The organism is Nostoc sp. CALU 546, assembly GCF_048836525.1.
The window spans coordinates 109,591-129,367 of record NZ_JAWJTF010000010.1; the positions used below are offsets into that span (position 1 = coordinate 109,591).

The window sequence follows — 19,777 nt, forward strand, 5'->3', positions numbered from 1 at the left end:
AATTTTAACTCATAACTTCCTCACTCTTGAGATATTGGCAATTATTGATCAAACCAGAAGCTCTATGTGCAACTTAAATGCTCATTAGTTTGTAAGTTTTTTGGTAAATCCCTGCAACCGGATTAACACTGGCTTCGCCCAATTTCCACCCAGCAAATCGTGCAACAGGGTATAAAAACAGGGGATGATAAACAGCGTCAGCACTGTTGCCAAAGATAAGCCCGAAAACACTACCACGCCTAATGGTTGCAGAAATTCTGAACCTTCCCCAATTCCTAACGCTAGGGGAAACATACCTAAAACTGTGGTAATGGTTGTCATTAATATTGGTCGTAGGCGTTGAGGTGCAGCTTTCAAAATCGCAGTTTTCCGGTCAACTTTTTCCCGTTCGAGAATTTGATTGGCCAATTCCACCATGATGATGGCGTTATTAACTACAATACCCACCAGTAAAACCGCGCCGACAATCACTGTCGCGCCAATGGCAGTTTTGGTGATGTAAAGTCCAAAAATCCCCCCAGCCAATGCCAACGGAATTGTAAACATAATTACTAGTGGGTCAATGAGGGAATTGTATTGCACCGCCATCACCACAAAGACTAAAAAGGCAGCTAATCCACCTAATAGTTGTAGTGAGCTTTGGAGTTGCTGATTAGATTCTGCTGCTGAACTGGGTAAGCGGCTGACACCTTCAGGTAAATCTAGACTATCTAGTACCGTACTGACCTGTTCTAGGGCCTCACTAAGGCTAGCTCCCTGTGTTAAGTTGCCAGCAATTAAGAAAACCTGACGCTGGTTAATTCGCTGAACTTCTCCTGGAGCTTGAGCTTCAGCAATTTTGGCAACATCACTCAAGCGAATTTGGCGATTGTTATCGACAAACAAGGGCAACCTCTGCAACTGAGAAGCTGCTTGCAACGATTTTTCATTCAACTTTACGCGAACATCGACTAAACGGTTGCCGCGTTGCAACTGAGTTGGTACGCTACCTTCAAGAGCAGTCTGAATTGTTTCTCCAATTTGTGTGGTAGTTAAACCCAAAGCTGAAACTCTCTCCCAATCAGGAAGAATCTGAATTTCTGGTTGGCGATCGTCTGCATCGGGACGAAATCTCGCTAGTGTAGCTTGTTCTTCCAAGGCTGCTAGTACCTGACGACCAGCTTCTTCTAAATTATTTACGTCATTTCCCTGAAGCATCACGTCAACATCAGCACCACGGATCGGAGAGTTGCTGAGAATCAAACCCCGTACTTGACCAGGGGAAAGGCGCAGGCGAATTCCTGCTAAATTTAGCTTGTTCAACTCTTGGGTAACTCGTTCTACATAAGCTTGGACATTAGTACCCGCCTTCAAGGTAATATTGCTGGAAGCTCGTAGGGCATTAGCATTGGTAGCGTTTCCAAAGAGGGAGCCACCAATTGTAGAGAAAACATATTCTGTTTCTGGCTGCTTGCGGATAATCTCATCCACCGCAACCATTACTTTTTGGTTGGTTTCTAAAGGTGTACCGGGAGGAAATTGGGCGTTTAAGTTGGCTTGTCCGGTGTTGATGCGGGGAAGAATTTCTTGGGGAATTTGCGGAGCCATCCACAAACTGCCGCCGCCAAAAAGGATAATAGCGATCGCTACCGTAGCCACCCGCCAGCGTAATATCCCTGCTAAAAAACTGCCGTATCCCCTCGTAGAAGCATCAAAGCGGCTATTAAACTTTCGTAAAAACCAAAATTCGCTCAGACGGCTAGAAAACTTCCATGCCAATATCCGGGAAGCAAGCATTGGTACAACGGTTACGGCAATCAAAATTGAAGCTGCAACTGAAAAGGTGATGGTGAGAATTAACTCATTAAATAGTAGTGCGATAAAACCGCCGATCAGCAAAAACGGTAATACAGCTACCAAGTTTGTACTAGTAGAAGCAATTAAAGCTGATTCTACTTCTTGGCTACTTTTTTCTGCTTGATAAATTAGTTGCTGCGAATTCAAGCGGGTTCTATTATCCTTACCGGGAGTCATCCCAGCCCCTTCGGCAATGTTCTCTAACATGACGATGGAGTTGTCTACCACAATACCCACACCCAGCGCTAGACCACCCAAACTAAAAACGTTGATAGATAAGCCAAATAGCCCCATCAAGATGATGGCAGCTAGGGTTGCTAAGGGGATGGCTAGGACGATGATGAAAGTTTGTCGTAGAGAACCAAGAAATAGGAGAACTGCGATCGCAGCTAGTCCAGTACCAATCAACCCAGAACTGGTAACATTCGAGATAGAGTTGCGAATAAACCGCGACTCATCCAAGGTGGGTGTAAGAACTGTCCCTTCGGGAATTACCCCAGATTGCCGGAGTTCTTCTAAGCGTTGTTTCACACCCTCGACAACGTTAATGGTGTTAGCATCGGGCTGCTTTTGGATGCTGACTTTTACAGCTTCTTCCCCGTTGAGTAGAACGTACACCCGTTGTTGTTCTGAGCCATCAATGACTTCAGCAAAGTCGCGCAAATAGACGCGGCGGTTGGGGACTGGGGATTGGGTACTGGCGACTGGGGACTGGGTACTGGTGACTGGGGAAGAAGGAGCAGAAGAGACTTCAAAAGAAAGATTGCTAATTTCATTGGCATTTTGGAACCGCCCAACGGTACGGGTTAAGGGTTCAGAATTCTGCCCTAAAATCCGACCACCAGAAATATCTATGTTGCGATCTCTGAGTTCATCTAAGACATCGGTTAAACCTACACCCAAAGCTTGCAACCGATCCAAATCAATATTGACCCTAACTTCTTCTTGAACTCCTCCCGATATATCTACCCCTGCAACTCCAGATACAACACTCAGTTCGCGGGCTAGTTCTTCTTCGGCAAAAACGCGCAAATCAACGCCTTCTAGAGAGGGCGAAGTTAATGCCAATTCGTAAACTGGCAATTGGGAAGGATCGACTTTAAATAAGCGTGGTTCTTCGATGGCGTCTGGTAATGTGCTTCTAGCTCTGTTAAAAGCAGCTGTCGCATCGTTTAAAGCTTGGTCAATATTGCCACCTGGTTGAAAGAACAGATCCAAATTTATCTGTCCCTCACGAGTTTGGGAAAAAATCTGTACCACACCCTCGGTAGCCGCAAAGGCTTCTTCTAGGGGTCTGGTAACTTCATCAACTGCTACCTCTGGGGAAACTCCAGGTGCTTGTATTCGCACACCAATTCGAGGATAGGTAATTGATGGTAGTAAATCTACGGGTAACTTGGCGATAAAAAAGAACCCTAAGACTATCACTGCCAACGTCAGCATGAGTGTGCCGATGTGTTGGCGGATTGATATAGCACTGATACTAAATCCGCCGCCGTTTTTTACTTGCTGCATTACTGTCGCTGCGCTCCAATTAAAAAGGCAAAATGGAAAATCCCAAAAGACATTTTGAATTTTTAATTCCCTTTAGGGGATGACTCTGCTGTTTCGGAAAGAATTGATAAACGTACAGCTGCTCCATCTTTTAGGGGTTGACCACTGCGAACAACATAGCGCTCCCCGACTTGTAAGCCAGATAGAATTTCCACTCTGCCATCAACCCTTTTTCCTAAAGTGACAGCACGAGCTACTACTTTTGCCTTACCTTCTGTATCTTTCACAACAAATAGCGTCCCAGATGGGTTTTCTTGTTCTCCACCGGCTATTTTTGCTGCTCCTGCTCCTTTTGCTGCCCCGGCTTGTTTTTGAATAGCTGTTTGTGGCACTACTACCCGTTGTTGAGTCTGAGTTTCAAAATTGACTCGCGCCAATAATCCGCTACCAATCTTCCCTTGACTATTGGGAATGACTACTTCTACGGGTATCAAGCGAGCCGTGGCATCGGCAGCAGGGGAAATACGCGTAACTCTGCCAGTTAATGTTTCGCTGGGGAAGGCATCTAAACGGACTTGTACAGATTGCCCAACCTGAATTTGTGACAGTTCTAATTCGGAAACTTGCACGACAACTTTGACACGGTTAAAGTCGCCAATTTTCAAGACTTCGCTACCTGCTTGCAAAAGGTTGCCTGGTTCTGTCACCTTTTCTGTGACTACGCCAGTGATGGGTGATGTGAGTCGAGCATAAGACCTCCGCTCTTTGGTTTGGGCAACCAATGCCTGTTGGGCAAGTACTCTACCTTGGGCGGCAGCGACGGCTTGCTGTTCTGTACGGACTTGCTCTTGGGCTGCCCGTAGTGCCTGGGCGGCTGTTTGCGCCTGGGTACGTGCTTGTTCGGCAGATTGTTGGGCGATCGCTCCGGCTTTGAATAGATCCTGTTGTCGTCTTGAGTCTGCCTGAGCTTGTACCACTTCTAGCCGCGCCCGTTCAACGTCTGCACGGGCATTACTTACTTGATTGGTTGCCCTAGCTACTTCGGATTTCAGGGCTGCTAGTTCTGCTTCTGCTTGCTTTAATTCGGTCAAAAGGATGGCATCATCTAACTGCCCGACGTTTTGCCCTTGTTTTACCGTATCGCCCACATCAAGGTTCAAAGCCAACAATCGGGCTTCTACTTGCGATCGCACTGATATAATCCGAAAAGGTGTTGTATTACCTGTGTACTCTGGTTGTGTTTGCAGCGAGTCCGTTCGAGCGATCGCCGCATCTACAGGTGTTCCACCACCGCGTTCTCCACCACCAGGTTGCTGAGATTGTGCTCCTGCTGATTCCTTGGGCAGTGATCCGCAACTCGCCGTCAACAGTCCTATACCCACCAAACAGGGAATCAATAAACTTCTTACAGAATTGGAAGAAAGGGAATAATTTCTTTCTTTCCCTTTTTCACTTATTGCACAAGTGCTGTTTGCAAGAAGTCTACTCTTTAAATCTGCGGTAGCCACTTCAGTTTTCACAACTGAATCTAACTGGATATTAATTAGTTGATTAGTGGCTACTGGATCTGTCATTTTCACCTGTTTGTGCGGCTTATTTGCATCCAAAATCATTTATTTTTCTCCTATTGGGGAGCTTTTGGGGTTAAACAGCCGTGTTTTAATCAAGTAATTTTGAGAGATATCATTAACAAAAAACGGCGAGAATGAATAAGCTGTCTGACAGTAATTTTTTGCATCAAAAACTACTGTTTTCCCACAAAAGTCCAAAACTTCTCACCGCTCTACTTCTTACGCAGAGGTAGATAATCTTCTTGCAGTTAACAAATTATAAACTTAGTATAAATATTTGTCATTTTTCTCGAATCTACCCATAGGCTAAATCTGGCTTTTTCTAAAGATATGAGCCAAAAAGTTTCATATTCTAACATAATGGGCAGTCTTAAAAAATGATTTTTTATACATTCAATACTAGATTTTATTCTACTGCAACTTTTAGTATTTACAGTACTTTAAAATGTTAAAAATATTAAAGATTTATTGCTTTTTATGTCTATAATGTAATGGCAAACACTATTTTTTCTTACCCCCTTGCGTAAGATGGCGAGAGACAGGGCAATCAGTGTTATGGCAACAACAGTCAAGAATTAGCTTTTGCCAAAAATATATTTGGATTAGGTGAGGAAGGTAAGACGTGACATCTCTGTTAAAAATTGCACAAACTGCTGATGAATCCCAGATTTCCGAATTTTTCCAAGAATCAGCGGGTAATTGGCGATCGCAAAGGCGTTACTACACCCTACCTGAAGGAGAAACCAAGGAAATGGAGAGTATCGTTACGATCAATTTTCTTGAGCAGGGCTGTGATGAATTGCAAAAGCTAGCTCAGATGCACGATTTGTTTGACACAGATAGTTTTATCTGTGGTGCAGCAGTTACATGGGAAAGTACGGATGTGCTGAAAGCAAGGAAAGAGTCGCAAGGTTCGACGATATTTGGGGTTGTGGGAAACATTTTGTATCGCGATCGCGGCTTTGCCATATCTAAACCAGTCACCGCCCAGTATTATTTCTCCAACCCGAAAACACTGTGTTTGCGAACTGAATACAATGGTTCAGTGTTTGAAGAAGAGTTAAAGCTAATTGGCAGCAAATACCGCACCAGACAAACCATTATCTCCCGTGCTGGTGAGCAGTTGATGATTGGTCAATATTTAGAAAAGAGAGTGGAAAGTTAAGCCTCGTAGGTTTGGTTTGGGGACTAGCCAGCAACTTTATATAACTTTTTATAACAGTTTTTCAACCATTTTCCCAAAAAGTCAGTTGCTATGTAATCATGGAAAGTGAAATGAGAATTAATTCGGCGACAGTGTTTGTTTTTAGTATTGACAGGCTTTTCCCTTTTGGTATTACAGACTTCTCTCCGAAATCTAAATCTCTACAAACTTATGATTTTGGAGACATTTAATGTCAATTTACGTTGGTAACCTCTCCTATGATGTTACACAAGATGCGCTAAGTGCTGTATTTGCAGAATATGGTGCTGTAAAGCGTGTTCAACTACCTACTGACCGTGAAACAGGTCGTTTACGTGGCTTTGCTTTCGTGGAAATGAGTTCAGAAGATGAAGAAACGAAAGCCATTGAAGCTCTTGATGGTGCTGAGTGGCTTGGTCGTGACCTGAAAGTAAATAAAGCCAAGCCAAGAGAAGACAGAAGTGGTGGTGGTTCCTTCGGTGGAAACCGTGGCGGTGGTGGCGGTGGCTACAACCGTAACCGCTACTAAGTTAAACCGACTAAAGTAACTTAATTTAATCTGGAAAAGGCTCAGGCAAAAATGCTTGAGCCTTTTTTGTGGAAAACTTTAACTATTTGAAGAAGAATTCAGGAGCCAGAATTCTGTTTCGATAAGATTTAAGACATCATCCAAATATAGCCGTAGCCACATAGGTTAGGACATTTTGAAAACCCCAAGGCTAGGAATAGTAATACTTTTACCTTCTGCCTCCAGCCTCCAGCCTCCTACTATAACTGCAATTTGGCTATGATGCCGACATAAATTTTGATTAAGAAATGCTGAGTTCCATCAGTTCTTCCGCTATTTCAAAGTTAGCTGTGACATTTTGCACGTCATCCAAGGCTTCTAGAGTGTCAATTAACTTGAAAAGCGATCGCGCCTGATCGGGATCAGTAACTTCTACACTATTACTAGGAATCCAGCGCAATTCGGCATCAGTTACCTTAAAGCCTTGATTTTTGAGTGTCTGGCTAAGGGTTTCTAAATTTCCAATATCAGTAAATACCTCAGCCATCTCATCTTCATTCATCTCATAAGACTGGGCACCACCTTCGAGGGATGCTTCTAAAAGCTGTTCTTCGTCAACCACACCCTGCACTAGACAAACGCCTTTTTGGTCAAACATCCAGCTAACACAACCTGTTTCACCAAGATTGCCACCATTTTTACTAAAAGCTACACGCAAGTCAGCAGCAGTACGATTACGATTATCTGTTAGGGCTTCGATTAAAATCGCTACACCACCAGGACCATAACCTTCATAGCGAATCGCTTCAAAGGTAGCACTATCGCCGCCAAAATTGCCTGCACCTTTAGCGATCGCTCGTTCAATATTATCATTAGGGATACTCGCTGCTTTTGCCTTGTCAATTGCCGTCCGGAGTTGAAAATTCAGCGCCGGATCTGGTACACCGCTTCTAGCAGCAACGATAATCGCTCTAGATAACTGAGTGAAAGTTTTTCCCTTTTTTGCATCTACTACGGCCTTCTGACGCTTAATATTTGCCCATTTACTGTGTCCTGCCATAATCTGAAATTATCAAAACTCTATTCAAGTTTAGGATATACCTAACTTTTGCTCCGATGCAAAAGTGCATTTGCTAAAAGGGAGTGGGGAAGTAGTAGTGCTGAGTGGGTAGTCTCACTTCTTTACTCAGTACTCGAAACTGTTTTGCCCAATACCCAATTTAATTAACATCATGCACGATTTTTTTTACCCTCCTCGCCATGCCAAGCGAAAAAGTAAGAAAGTGTCACACTATTTAAGGAGCTTACTGCTTGTATTATTAGTGGGCATAGTAGCTTTAGTTGGATGTCAAAGTATTCTACCTGGTCTTAAAGAAGATAAAGTAATTCATTTAACCCTGTGGCAAGGTGTAAATCCGCCGCCAAATCGGGATGTACTGCAAAAGCTGGTAAATAAATTCAATCAATCCCATCCAGATATTCAAGTTGAGTCACTTTATGTTGGACAACAGGATCAGCAAACGCCCAAGATTTTAGCGGCGGTGGTAGGAAATGCACCCCCAGATTTGTTGTGGTATAATCCGACGATCGCAGGTCAATTGGTGGAACTCGACGCAATTTTACCTTTGGATGAAATGCTCGAAAAATCTTCAATTAAAGCCGAAATTGACCCTGCTTTGTATGAATCGATGAAATACAACGGTAATATTTGGTCTGTGCCCTTTGCTACGAATAATGTTGGTATTTTTTACCGTCCGAGTTTGTTTAAGGCAGCGGGTATTACTGAATTACCCCGCACTTGGCAGGAGTTTGGACAAGTTGCGAGGAAATTAACTCGTGATACTAATGGTGATGGACGAACAGATCAATATGGAATGTTTCTGCCTTTGGGAAAGGGAGAATTTACAGTGTTCACCTGGCTACCATTTATGTGGAGTGGTGGCGGCGAGTTGGTGAGTGGTGATTCACAGAATGCGGCAGCAGTAGATTTGCAAGAGAATCAAGGCGCGATCGCTGCTTTGCAATTCTGGCGTAATTTAATTACGGATGGTTCCGCTATTTTATCTGGCCCAGAACGGGGTTATGAGACGGATGACTTGCTGAATGGTAAAGTCGCAATGCAATTAAATGGCCCTTGGACTCTGGGGCAATTTCAAGAGACTGGTGTCGATTTTGATGTTTTTCCAATTCCGGTTGGAGAAAAACCTGCTACTGTTATTGGCGGTGAGAATCTCTTCTTTTTCAAAACCACACCGGAACGCGAAAGAGCAGCTTTTAAGTTTGTCGAATATGCTTTGAGTGAAGAATTTCAGACAGAATTAGCATTGGGAACTGGCTATTTACCGGTGAATTTGAAGTCTCGTCAAAGTCCAAAATATCAGGATTTTGTAAATAAAATACCCCAGGTGAAGGTATTTTTAGATCAAGCTAAATATGGGCGATCGCGTCCGATATTTCCTGGTTACAATCGCATTTCTGACAGTGTAGGTCGAGCAATTGAATCTGTATTGTTGGGTAAAAGTTCGCCAGCAGACTCACTCAAAGCAACCCAGCAACGCTTAGATTTGATTTTTAAGTGACATGGGTAATTTGTAGAGACGCGATTCATCGCGCATCCCGCTTAAATTACAAAAGGTTCAAGTTCACTGTTATACCAATCTTCTTTAACCCGTTCAGTAATCAGCGGTCTAATGATAAACTTGGGCGGGCAACCATCTAGAACATCAATCCGCACGCATGAGTAAGGCAGTCGGTTCTGGAAATTGTAGTCATGACGACCCACGAAAAGCATTGAATCTGCAACTTTCCGAGTGGGTTTACCTGCAATCTCAGCAAAAGTCTCCATCAATTCAGTCCCTCCTCGGCGTTGATAGCGGGGACGATGACCACTACCACCAGAGATAATGCAGTTAATGTGAGAGTCAGCAAATCCGGTATCAGTTGTGCAAAGATGCTCCAAACAGTGAGCGTGTCCATTTAAAATCAAATCGACTATGGGACGTTCTTTAATTAGAGAGCCAAGAGTTTGTGCCACTTGTTCAAACACCCAGCGCAAGCGGTGGCGAACCGCTAAGGTTTGTGCCTGATTCCACTTTGTAGCTTCGGTGACGTATGGTGGATGGTGGAAAAAAATTACACGTCCGCGCACTTCGGAGGTATTCCAAGATTCGATTAGTCTGCTTCGCAACCATTCAAGTTGTTCAAAGTCGATAGCAGGCATTTGATGAGATGCTAGTTGTTTTTCAATGTCGATTTTGATTTCGTCTATTTGGTCTAATTTGGCACTGAGGTCATCAAGTTGTTCTGCTTCGCTTGGTTTATCTGGGTTGAGGCGATCGCATATTTTCAAAATCTGCAATTCTTCTTGATCAATTTCCTGGCGACGCTTTTGCAATTCCCGGCGATAAATTTCCCCTTCTTGAGTTGCAGGTAAGGGTGATGGTGTATTAAAGGTGTTAGAATCCAGTGCGAAAAAGTCTATCCCGCCGTAACGAAAGGTGTAATAGCGATTAGGTAAGCGGGTAAACTGTCCAGGTTGATAACGCAAACAGCGTCCTGTGTCGGTCTTTGCAGTGTAATGGCGATCTAAATGACGTTCTAACTCTTGTGGGGACATCGCCTGGGTGTAGTCCATAAATGCCCGTGCATAGGCATTACCTTGATACGATCCATGCCAGCCAATCTCGATATCTTTGTAGCGGAACAGGCGACGTATTGATGATGTTGTGCCAGTCAATAAACGGTACATCAACGGCACATCGTAGTAATCATGATTACCGAGTACTGGCAAGAACGGCAGATTAAACACCATGCGGTCATAAGGAATGCTTTTCGGGTTGTCACCACCGACAAGAAATTCCCGGTAAGGCTCAATAAAATTTGTTGAATAATACTCTTGGGAACCCACCACATAGATTACATCGCCTGTGTGCAACACAAAACTGCAATCATCGCGGTGAGGAAGCATCAGTTCGGCAACTTGTCGTTGGGGGTGGTGTCGAGAATGGGACTTAGTGCCAGAATCACCAATAACCATAAAGGAAAATTCTGGATTATCCTGCCTGCGATCGTCAATAACTAGACTGGTTTGATCAATTCCCCGTTGCACAAAACTTGGATGCATCCACCGCACCCGTTCCTTCATCTTTTGAATTTTGACAGGAATCGGTGGATCGGAAATCAATTTCATGGCTGATAACTCTTGAATGCCTAATGCACACACCGATTGTAACGAAATATTTAATTGTCATTTGTCATTTGTCATTAGTTATTTGTCATTAGTCATTTGTAATTTGTGAATAACCAATGCCCCATGTCCGATGTTTAATGCTCAATCCTTACGGCAAATTTTCTCGCAGTAATGCTCGAAAACCTGCTTGTTGAAAATGCTCATCAGCAGTCAGTGCTTCAGTGATTCCGCTATATTCCATCACAATAAAAGATACGCAATCGACAAATCCCCATTCTTTCTCTGTTCGTTCGCGATATAGCTCGAAAGCACGTTCGTAGAGTTCCTGGGAGAGAGGGACAATTTCTACTTTGGAGTCTGCTACTAGAGAATTTAACAATATGATTGCCGCTTGACGATAAGGTTGTTGGGATAAGGCATTGCCAATTTCCAACATCACAGCTTGGGTTGTTACCAAACGAGTTTCTGCTGCTTGTAACATTTTAGCCAGATGTAAGGCACGGTCATGTAAGCGATCGCTCGGTGCAGATAAGGCAATGGCAAATGATGTATCAAGAAAGACTTCAGAATGCATGAAAAGTTTACTTAATAATTTACTTACTGTATAAATATTTATCTATATTGGCAGACCAGTCAGCTGGCCCTTCGAGGTTGAGCGATCGCGCCGTTTGCAGAAATGATATCGTTTCATGTTCACTTGGCGGTAAAATTTCAATACTGATTCGCACGCGGGTATTGATTGGCAGTGCGATCGGTTCAGCCGGATAAAACACTTTGCCATTAAACACAGCTGTGATTTTTTCTACCATTTTCCTCAAAAATTGCTTCTAGTCTATCCTAAGCTGGTTGTGGTGATACGGGTAGGGTAGACGACGCTTTAATTAGTGAAGATACGTATATTTGTCTTACAAATTATCTCGATTTTTCACAATGAACTACACCCCACTGTCCACTTACCAACCAAGAAGAGTCAGATTTTGCTACTTTCTCAATAACTTCTGATTTTAGACCAACTGCAACTTCTGACTTCAAAGAAGACTACTGTTTTAAAGCTTATGATCAATGATTTTTAATCTAATCTTTACCGCTCTGATGGAGGTGTAAACTGTGCAAGTACCTCTGCTCCTGTCAGATTCTTGGTTTCATTGGCAAAACAGTAATATTTGGGCTTTTCATCAATGAATATCTGATGATCGAAAACAAGACCTTCACAGCTATCGAATAGTCCAACAGGTATGAAATACTGGTTACTTTGTTTCAATTTGTAAAATAGATGGCTACCACACTTCTTACAGAATCCACGTTCTGCCCATTCTGAAGATTGATAAACTCCGATATTTTCTTCACCAGAGAAGCTAACATCACTTTCACACTCAACTACTAACAAAGGGCCTCCACCCCAGTTACGACACATACTACAATGACACGCTCCTACCTGATTACTCATACGGGTTGTAGAAACGTTTACTACTCCACACAGGCAGCTACCTTTTGCAATGCTCACATTAGACATATTTTTTTCTCCGATCCGAAAAATAAAATGTATTTAAATTGCTTACATTGACGTAAAACTCCAATTTTAAAATATGGAGTTTTGCGTATATGGCGTAGAGTGTGATGATTTTAGCTTTTGTTTTATAATACAGCACTAGCAACTCGACTTTATTCCTCAGAAATGCAACCAAACGAGGCAGTATTTTTTAATTCGCCCAGGATGGACGGGTGAGGTTTGTTGCTCATACTGGCTTTCGCTACAAATAAGCTGATAGTGTAAAAATATTATGTGTATAGTTTATTTACAAAGTCATTTATGCCAAAAGCAATTTGGAATGGAGCAGTTTTAGCCGAGAGCGATAATACTGTAGTTGTAGAAGGCAACCATTATTTCCCTGTTGACACCATTAACAAGCAGTACTTCACAGAAAGTAATACCCACACTACTTGTCCTTGGAAAGGTGTCGCTAGTTACTACAGTATCGACGTTGATGGACAAATCAATAAAGATGCTGCTTGGTATTATCCCAGCGCTAAGGAAAAAGCTAAGAATATTGAGGGCTATGTTGCTTTTTGGAAGGGTGTAAAAGTTGAGGCTTAATAAGGATTCCTGGAAGTATTTTAGTTTCAGGTAATTGATATTATGTCCGACGTGCGAATCGTTGGCTAGAAACTAAGACCCATAAGGGTTTGGAGGATTAGCCGCAAGGTACAATGCCTTGACAACTGAATGACCATGTAGGTGAGAGTTAGTATCCTAGAACCCCCCAAATCCTACCCCGTAGGTGCAACGGTGAAAGCATCACCCCCAGGTTTGAGACTAGCTATCAAAGCCTGAAGCGGGGTGAAAAGGTGTTATTACTGACAGCCTAAGTCGGTAAGCATCGAGCAAAGTACCCATGAGTAAAGCTTTGGCTTGAAGATGCAATTGAGTCGTCGTTACAATGAACCAGCGAAATAAGGCTTAATGCGCTGGAGCCAAAAGGCACAGGATAAGGAGTTGGCAAGAATCGGATTGACCAACAAGCACTTCCAATAAACCCGGCGAAGAGCATCACTCTAAAGGTACACAGTATGGTCACTCGGAACGATATAACCTCTCGTATGCTCTCAGGTGGTCGAATCCCTGAGTAGGTGCTAACCGTATGCAGCGAGTAGGGGAGATTAAGTCAAAAGCGAATGTCTGGGGTAATGCCCAGAATATGCAGACAGACTTACGGTGATTTGGATGATAAAGTCCCAAGTAATGAGTATATATGTCTAATACACAGTCTCAAAGACTGATGGTGGAATGGCACTCTATTAACTGGCGTAAGCTAGAGCGTAGCGTGTATAAGCTCCAAAAGAGAATTTATCAAGCCTCTGCCCGTGGTGATGTAAAAGCATATCGCAGACTCCAAAAGACACTGATGAAGTCATGGTCAGCAAGAGCTTTAGCGGTTCGTAGAGTCACCCAGGACAACCAAGGGAAAAAGACGGCTGGTGTAGATGGCGTTAAGTCGCTGACTCCAAAGCAACGTCTAGAACTCACTGATATCTTAAATCTGGGTACAAAGGTCAGCCCAACTAGGCGCGTATGGATTCCTAAGCCTGGAACGGAAGAGAAGCGACCTTTGGGTATACCTACAATGAAAGACCGAGCCTTGCAAGCACTTGTCAAACTGGCACTAGAGCCAGAATGGGAAGCGCGATTTGAACCCAACTCATACGGGTTCAGAGCCGGACGCTCATGCCATGATGCGGTAGAAGCAATATTTAAGGCAATCAAGCTCAAGCCAAAATTTGTACTCGATGCCGACATATCAAAATGCTTTGACTGCATCGACCATGAAGCACTGCTGAGAAAAATAAATACATTCCCCACCATCCGCCGACAAGTACGTGCATGGTTAAAAGCGGGAGTGATGGATGATAAGCAGTTGTTTCCAACATCTGAGGGTACGCCACAGGGCGGGGTCATTTCTCCGTTACTGGCAAACATTGCCCTACATGGGATGGAAGAACGAATTAAACAATACGCCAATACCCTCCCTTGTAAAGACGGTCTTAATAAACGGGATACCCGTAGAAGTCTAAGTCTAATTCGTTATGCCGACGATTTCGTAATTCTCCACGAAAACATAACCATAGTCCATAGATGCAAAGAGATTATCTCTGAATGGTTAAAAAGCATGGGTTTGGAACTAAAGCCCAGTAAAACGAGACTGACTCACACCCTCAACCAGTATGAGCAGGAAAAACCAGGGTTCGATTTCCTTGGTTTTTCGATACAACAATTTCCAGTAGGAAAGTATCACTCGAAACGGGGTTTTAAAACAATCATCACCCCAAGCAAGCAGAAGCAAAAGGTACATTATGAACAAATCGCTAATGTTATTGAAACCCATAAGGCAGCTCCGCAAGCGGCGCTAATCAGCCATTTAAACCCAATAATTAGGGGATGGGCAAACTACTACGCGACTGTGGTAAGTAAGGTAGCTTACTCAGATATCGATGACCTCACGTACCAAAAGTTATATGCCTGGGCAAAACACCGCCACCCCAAAAAGAACTGGGGATGGGTGTCAAAAAGGTATTGGCAGTCTATAGGCGGTGATAACTGGATATTCGCAACCAGGAAGGAAGGTTTAACCCCAACTCGGTTACTAAAACATGCCGACACTCCAATAGTACGTCATGTGAAAGTTAAAGGCGAATCGTCACCATACGACGGAAATCTGGTTTATTGGAGTACAAGAATGGGTAAAAACCCCGAAATGCCAAATAGGACTTCAAAACTCCTGAAAAAGCAAAAAGGGAAGTGTACCCACTGCGAAATGTTTTTCCGCGAAAGCGATGTGCTAGAAGTTGACCATAAAATCCCTAAATCGCAAGGTGGTAAGGATATTTACGATAATTTGCAACTTCTACACAGACATTGCCACGATACAAAAACTGCCAACGATGGTAGTCCTGGCATAAAATCCGGCTGCAATAGTGCCGAGCCTAAGCCCACCAGAATACTTGAAAAAGTCAAGGATAAATGGGTAATGAGGTATGCGTGACAAGCACCAAACCATTGAGGAGCCGTGTGAGGTGAAAGTCTCACGCACGGTTTTGAAGACCAACGGGGTTGGTGACAACCTCGTTGAGTTTAATTAATTACTCATAAAATAATCAGCCCGCACAGGTGGGCTGATTATTTAAACTGTTTGGAAATTTTTATACGTAATTATACCTTCGTCTTACGGAATGCTGCTTGCTTTCTCTTCGCCAGCCAAGCCAGACTACCAGCAAGTATAGTACCAGCGATCGCACTTGGTTCCGGCACTCTTGTTGTCACTATAAGGTTCCCGGTTGTAATAGTTATACTGCCTCCATTATTACTACCACTGTTAATTTCCCCAGAATTGCCAACGGTAATGCCGCCTCCTGGTGCTGAATTATTGTCACCACCGTTGATTTGCCCAGAATTGCCAATGGTAATGCTGTCTCCTATTACTAAAATATTGCCGCCAACGTTGATTTGCCCAGCAGTGCCGTTGTTAGTTGGAGCCGTTACGTTAGTACCATTATTGACAGTCAGTCCACTAGTATTGATCTCTACACTATTGTTGCCGTTTATAGTGCTATTGATAAATGTTACATTGCCAGTACTGTTATTTATCTTCACATCGTCACTGGTAACAGTACTATTTATCAACGTTAGGTTACTAGAATCGTAACCATTGATATTACCAGCGATCGCTAGCCCAGAAAGTGTAACATCGGCGGCGTTGATATCAAACACGGGGAATTGATTATTGCCACTGATGGTTAGTAAGTTAGCACCTGGGCCATTAATAGTAAGATTTTTAGCAATTGCAAGTGCCCCACTCGTCAGGGTAATTGTACTAGGATTACTGCCCAATAAGAACTCTACCACGTCATTGCTAGTTGCAATGTTGATCGTATCTCGCAATGAGCCAACGCCACTGTCATTGAGATTGTTAACCGTCAAGGTAGCAGCTTGTGCTGATTCCACTTGCATTATTACCCAGCCCAAAGCAACGGCTGTGGAAATAGCTTGAGCGACAGCCTTTTTTCTATTGTTTTTTATCACCTAAAACTCCTGGTATTAATTTGTCAAAGAATAAAAAAGTTACTTGTACAATTACATAGATACATCATAATGTTTAAATTTAATTTGCAAAGCGGGTTTTAATAATTAACAGATTCAAAATGTAATTGAATAATTTTCAAAAGGCTGTGAAATATTGCCCGTATCGCTAGAAATGCTTTAAGATGCAGCGAATAGCGATCGCCTATTCATAGCTTTGACTTAAATCAAAGGTGGTTCACTCGACATCAATACCTTTCCACACTTGAGATACAGGTATAGTATTTCCGATCATCGCATCGTACCAACCTTGACGAAAACTTTCACTGGCAGACTCGACAAGTTCATCATCCTCTTCATTCTCTTCTGTGATTAGGACAATGACTCGGACGCGGCTGTATTTTGCTATAGTTAATGGCTTGTCTAAAGAAATTTAACCCAATTCGTTCACGGTTCCCTTGGCTTCAATTGCTTTCATTGTCGTGAATCTGAGTTGTGCTGTTAATAATATAACCCACATTCCGCACTTCAAAATGTAGTATAAAAGCCTAAATAATGATTTCCGAATACAAGTAAATAATAAGACATGTGAATCTTTAATAAACTCGCAGAAATAAACCTGTGTGACGAAGACGGTGAGGCTTACATTGCTGAGAAGAAATTGATTTCAAGCTTTGTCTAAAACTAAATAGACATTGGTTCAATCCAAGTGAGACAATTCATATAAACTCAAAAACATTTGAGGGTAAAAAATGTCTCCAATCGAAAATACTCAAATTAAAAATATTGACCATTTAGGAATAGTAGCTGGGTTAATTGATGAAATAGGAATAGTTGAAATAATTAATTCCCAATTAGGAATAGACCCTCGTGAAAAGATAACAGCAGGAACACTGGTGAAAGCAATTTTAATCAATGGATTAGGATTTGTCTCAAGACCTTTATATTTATTTAGTCAGTTTTTTGATGATAAAGCTATCGAAATATTATTGTGAGAAGATGTAAAAACTGATTACATCAATGACGATAAAATTGGCAGAGTTATGGATAAGTTATATAAAAGTGGATTGAATAATCTGTTTATGGAAATTGTATTATCAGTAATTAAAAAATTTAATCTATCTACAAAATACTCACATTTGGATGCAACATCATTTCATCTGCATGGAGAATACAACAGTGAAGAGCATCAGGAAAAAGAATCGGAAATAACCAGGGAAAGACCAATAATTATCACTAAAGGATATTCTCGTGACCACAGACCAGATTTGAAACAATGTGTTTTAGATTTAATAACTAGTAGTGATGGAGACATCCCATTATTAATGAGAGTTGGAGATGGAAATGAAGCGGACAAAGCTGTATTTGGCAAAATCTTAGTAGAGTTTAAAAAGCAAATAGATTTCGATAGTATTATGGTCTGTGATAGTGCATTATATAGTCAGGAAAATCTCAATTTAATTGCACATTTAAAATGGATAAGTAGAGTGCCAATGACCATAAAAAAAGCACGAGACTTAGTGCAATTGGTAGAGATAGAAGAGAGAAACACACAATCAAGAGAGAAAGGGGTAGCCCAAACTTTAGATGAATACCAGTGGAAAGAAGAAATAGTAAATTATGGTGGGATTAAACAAACTTGGCTGATAGTAGAAAGCCAAAAAAGAAAGTCCAGTGATTTAGAGAAGCTAGAGCAAAGGCTCAAGAAAGAAAAAGTTAACGTTGAAAAACTACTACAAGAATTAAAAAGAGAAGATTTTGAAACTCCGCAGACAGCCAGATATAAACTAAAAGTCATCAATAAAAAGCTGAAACTCTTTGAAATTAAAGAACTCCAACTTTTTGAAAGTCAGTCAAAACAGAAGAAAACTGTTTATAAAATCTCAGCAGAGATTCATGAAAAACTAGAAGAGATAGAAATCCTCAGAAAATCAGCCGGAAGATTTATTTTAGCGACGAATTTAGTTGATGACGAAAAGTTAACACCCTCAGAAATTATTACAACTTATAAAAATCAACAGTCTTGTGAAAGAGGATTTAGATTTCTGAAAGACCCTTTATTTTTTGCAGATAGTTTTTTTGTAGAAAACCCTGAGCGCATTGAGACGATGTTATTTTTAATGTCTTTGTGTCTGTTAGTTTATAATCTTGGTCAAAGGGAACTGAGAAATAGCTTAAAAAGACTCAAAGTCGGCATCAAAAATCAACTAGGAAAATTAACAATTTCTCCTACCTTAAGATGGGTCTTTCAATGTTTCCAAGGAATTCACTTTTTGACTTTAAATGGGATTAATCAAGTGATTAATTTAACCTCAGAACGCCATTATATTTTGAATTGTTTACCATCATCTTGTCAAAAGTATTATCTACTTTCTTAAGCTAAACACTGTTTTCAGATTGAATCAAAATTTATCAACATCTGGAGGAACAATCATTGCTCTTCAAAATCAGCGTCCTTGCATAACCTATTTTATGGGTCAAATTTTTTATATTTGCTCATTTATCTTCATGCGTTAGATTCATTCTGTACTCTAGTTCTTAACTATCCTAATTTTTGGCTTTTCTCTTCCTCGTAATCTTTTTATACTTCAATTTGAAGTGCGGAATATGGGATATAAGACTTGTACGTTTTGTTTAAGCATTAGTAAGAATTGCACAAGCATTAGGTACAAAGAGTCAAGCTATTGTGACTAACGTTCAAGCATTTATAACAAATGCATAAGCAATTGCTACAAATGAGTATGCAATTGCAGCAAATGAGTACCAATTTATAATAAATGCTTAATTTGTTTGACTAAATTTTAAGCATTAGTTATGAATGAGTATGCAATTGCTACAAATGAGTACCCATTTATAATAAATACTTAATTTGTTTGACTAAATTTTAAGCATTAGTTATGAATGAGTATGCAATTGCTACAAATGAGTACCCAATTGCAGCAAATGAGTATCCATTTATAATTAATTCTTAAGCTGTTGTTGCCAACAGACAAACATTCGTAACATCTGCGTCTGTCTTTGTAACGATTGGACAAGCTGTTGTGATAACGGCAACTTCATTTGTAACGTCGCTGCTGCAAAAGTACTTAAATTATTCTTGTGAAGAGGATTTTTTTTAAGCTTCGCATTGTACGAGTAACAACATTATGCTGATGCCAAGCTTGATAGAAATCGAGGTAAGGCATATTCTGGGCGCATTTCCAGGCTAAATCGTAGTATTCACCATTCAATTGCCAATAACCACTTAAAGCTTTGACTACCTCAAAGCGATGCTTATTAACCTGTAGAATTTCCCCTAAGCTATGTGCTGCCCTCTTACGGATATTATCATCCACAGTAGTTGATTGCAGCAGTTGCACCAAGGTAGTGATCGCAATTTCATTGCCAGGGTTGATTTGCCCTAAGCTTGATGCTGCCTGCCAAC

Annotated in this window: 14 protein-coding genes and 1 pseudogene; 6 read left to right on the forward strand and 9 right to left on the reverse strand. The window is 41.6% G+C overall.

The window, feature by feature from the left end; all coding sequences use genetic code 11:
• Positions 1–84: 84 nt before the first annotated feature.
• Positions 85–3,351 (reverse strand): efflux RND transporter permease subunit, encoded by a 3,267-nt coding sequence (locus RRG12_RS07860; RefSeq protein WP_420758891.1) that lies wholly within the window; start codon positions 3,349–3,351, stop codon positions 85–87.
• Positions 3,352–3,413: 62 nt separating this feature from the next.
• Positions 3,414–4,943: an efflux RND transporter periplasmic adaptor subunit gene (locus tag RRG12_RS07865; protein WP_420758892.1), complete on the reverse strand. Its 1,530-nt coding sequence runs from the start codon at positions 4,941–4,943 to the stop codon at positions 3,414–3,416.
• A gap of 580 nt (positions 4,944–5,523) precedes the next feature.
• Between RRG12_RS07865 and RRG12_RS07870 the strand changes: the two genes are divergently transcribed.
• Together RRG12_RS07870 and RRG12_RS07875 are read left to right on the forward strand one after the other, a co-directional pair.
• On the forward strand, positions 5,524–6,066 hold the full coding sequence (locus tag RRG12_RS07870) for a phycobiliprotein lyase (RefSeq protein ID WP_069070784.1): 543 nt from the start codon (positions 5,524–5,526) through the stop codon (positions 6,064–6,066).
• A gap of 229 nt (positions 6,067–6,295) precedes the next feature.
• Complete coding sequence (locus tag RRG12_RS07875; RefSeq protein WP_069070785.1) at positions 6,296–6,613, forward strand: RNA recognition motif domain-containing protein; 318 nt, start codon at positions 6,296–6,298, stop codon at positions 6,611–6,613.
• A gap of 280 nt (positions 6,614–6,893) precedes the next feature.
• On the opposite strand, the gene RRG12_RS07880 is transcribed toward RRG12_RS07875, so the two are convergent.
• The gene (locus RRG12_RS07880) at positions 6,894–7,652 is read right to left on the reverse strand and encodes a YebC/PmpR family DNA-binding transcriptional regulator (RefSeq protein WP_420758893.1); all 759 of its coding nucleotides are present in this window, start codon (positions 7,650–7,652) and stop codon (positions 6,894–6,896) included.
• A 172-nt stretch (positions 7,653–7,824) separates the two neighbouring features.
• On the opposite strand from RRG12_RS07880, the gene RRG12_RS07885 reads away from it, so the two are divergent.
• A complete protein-coding gene (locus RRG12_RS07885) occupies positions 7,825–9,171 on the forward strand; it encodes an ABC transporter substrate-binding protein (protein WP_420758894.1) in 1,347 nt (448 codons plus the stop codon).
• 41 nt (positions 9,172–9,212) lie between these two features.
• On the opposite strand, the gene RRG12_RS07890 is transcribed toward RRG12_RS07885, so the two are convergent.
• From RRG12_RS07890 to RRG12_RS07905, 4 genes are all read right to left on the reverse strand, one after another.
• Positions 9,213–10,781 (reverse strand): metallophosphoesterase, encoded by a 1,569-nt coding sequence (locus RRG12_RS07890; protein WP_420758895.1) that lies wholly within the window; start codon positions 10,779–10,781, stop codon positions 9,213–9,215.
• A gap of 148 nt (positions 10,782–10,929) precedes the next feature.
• A complete protein-coding gene (locus tag RRG12_RS07895; RefSeq protein ID WP_094344479.1) occupies positions 10,930–11,355 on the reverse strand; it encodes a type II toxin-antitoxin system VapC family toxin in 426 nt (141 codons plus the stop codon).
• 19 nt (positions 11,356–11,374) lie between these two features.
• Positions 11,375–11,590, reverse strand: coding sequence for a hypothetical protein (locus RRG12_RS07900; RefSeq protein ID WP_420758896.1), 216 nt, complete (start codon positions 11,588–11,590; stop codon positions 11,375–11,377).
• 272 nt (positions 11,591–11,862) lie between these two features.
• The gene (locus RRG12_RS07905) at positions 11,863–12,294 is read right to left on the reverse strand and encodes a GFA family protein (RefSeq protein WP_420758897.1); all 432 of its coding nucleotides are present in this window, start codon (positions 12,292–12,294) and stop codon (positions 11,863–11,865) included.
• Positions 12,295–12,591: 297 nt separating this feature from the next.
• Between RRG12_RS07905 and RRG12_RS07910 the strand changes: the two genes are divergently transcribed.
• Entirely contained in the window at positions 12,592–12,876 is a 285-nt protein-coding gene (locus RRG12_RS07910; protein ID WP_069070791.1) for a DUF427 domain-containing protein, read from the forward strand.
• 655 nt (positions 12,877–13,531) lie between these two features.
• Entirely contained in the window at positions 13,532–15,319 is a 1,788-nt protein-coding gene (gene ltrA, locus RRG12_RS07915; protein WP_420758898.1) for a group II intron reverse transcriptase/maturase, read from the forward strand.
• Positions 15,320–15,486: 167 nt separating this feature from the next.
• Here the strand turns inward: ltrA and RRG12_RS07920 are convergent, their stop codons facing one another.
• The gene (locus RRG12_RS07920) at positions 15,487–16,356 is read right to left on the reverse strand and encodes a PEP-CTERM sorting domain-containing protein (RefSeq protein WP_420758899.1); all 870 of its coding nucleotides are present in this window, start codon (positions 16,354–16,356) and stop codon (positions 15,487–15,489) included.
• Between the two features lie 749 nt (positions 16,357–17,105).
• Between RRG12_RS07920 and RRG12_RS07925 the strand changes: the two are divergent.
• Positions 17,106–18,731, forward strand: a pseudogene (locus tag RRG12_RS07925) (IS1634 family transposase).
• A gap of 708 nt (positions 18,732–19,439) precedes the next feature.
• Here the strand turns inward: RRG12_RS07925 and RRG12_RS07930 are convergent.
• Positions 19,440–19,777, reverse strand: a 338-nt coding sequence (locus tag RRG12_RS07930) for a HEAT repeat domain-containing protein (protein WP_420758900.1), incomplete at its 5' end; no start/stop codon positions are given.

Excerpts from the sequence above, each read along its gene's own strand:
- RRG12_RS07860 (WP_420758891.1), bottom strand. The coding sequence starts at position 3,351 with ATGCAGCAAGTAAAAAACGGCGGCGGATTTAGTATCAGTGCTATATCA.
- RRG12_RS07865 (WP_420758892.1), bottom strand. The coding sequence starts at position 4,943 with ATGATTTTGGATGCAAATAAGCCGCACAAACAGGTGAAAATGACAGAT.
- RRG12_RS07875 (WP_069070785.1), top strand. The coding sequence starts at position 6,296 with ATGTCAATTTACGTTGGTAACCTCTCCTATGATGTTACACAAGATGCG.
- RRG12_RS07880 (WP_420758893.1), bottom strand. The coding sequence starts at position 7,652 with ATGGCAGGACACAGTAAATGGGCAAATATTAAGCGTCAGAAGGCCGTA.
- RRG12_RS07885 (WP_420758894.1), top strand. The coding sequence starts at position 7,825 with ATGCACGATTTTTTTTACCCTCCTCGCCATGCCAAGCGAAAAAGTAAG.
- RRG12_RS07890 (WP_420758895.1), bottom strand. The coding sequence starts at position 10,781 with ATGAAATTGATTTCCGATCCACCGATTCCTGTCAAAATTCAAAAGATG.
- RRG12_RS07895 (WP_094344479.1), bottom strand. The coding sequence starts at position 11,355 with ATGCATTCTGAAGTCTTTCTTGATACATCATTTGCCATTGCCTTATCT.
- RRG12_RS07900 (WP_420758896.1), bottom strand. The coding sequence starts at position 11,590 with ATGGTAGAAAAAATCACAGCTGTGTTTAATGGCAAAGTGTTTTATCCG.
- RRG12_RS07905 (WP_420758897.1), bottom strand. The coding sequence starts at position 12,294 with ATGTCTAATGTGAGCATTGCAAAAGGTAGCTGCCTGTGTGGAGTAGTA.
- RRG12_RS07910 (WP_069070791.1), top strand. The coding sequence starts at position 12,592 with ATGCCAAAAGCAATTTGGAATGGAGCAGTTTTAGCCGAGAGCGATAAT.
- ltrA (WP_420758898.1), top strand. The coding sequence starts at position 13,532 with ATGTCTAATACACAGTCTCAAAGACTGATGGTGGAATGGCACTCTATT.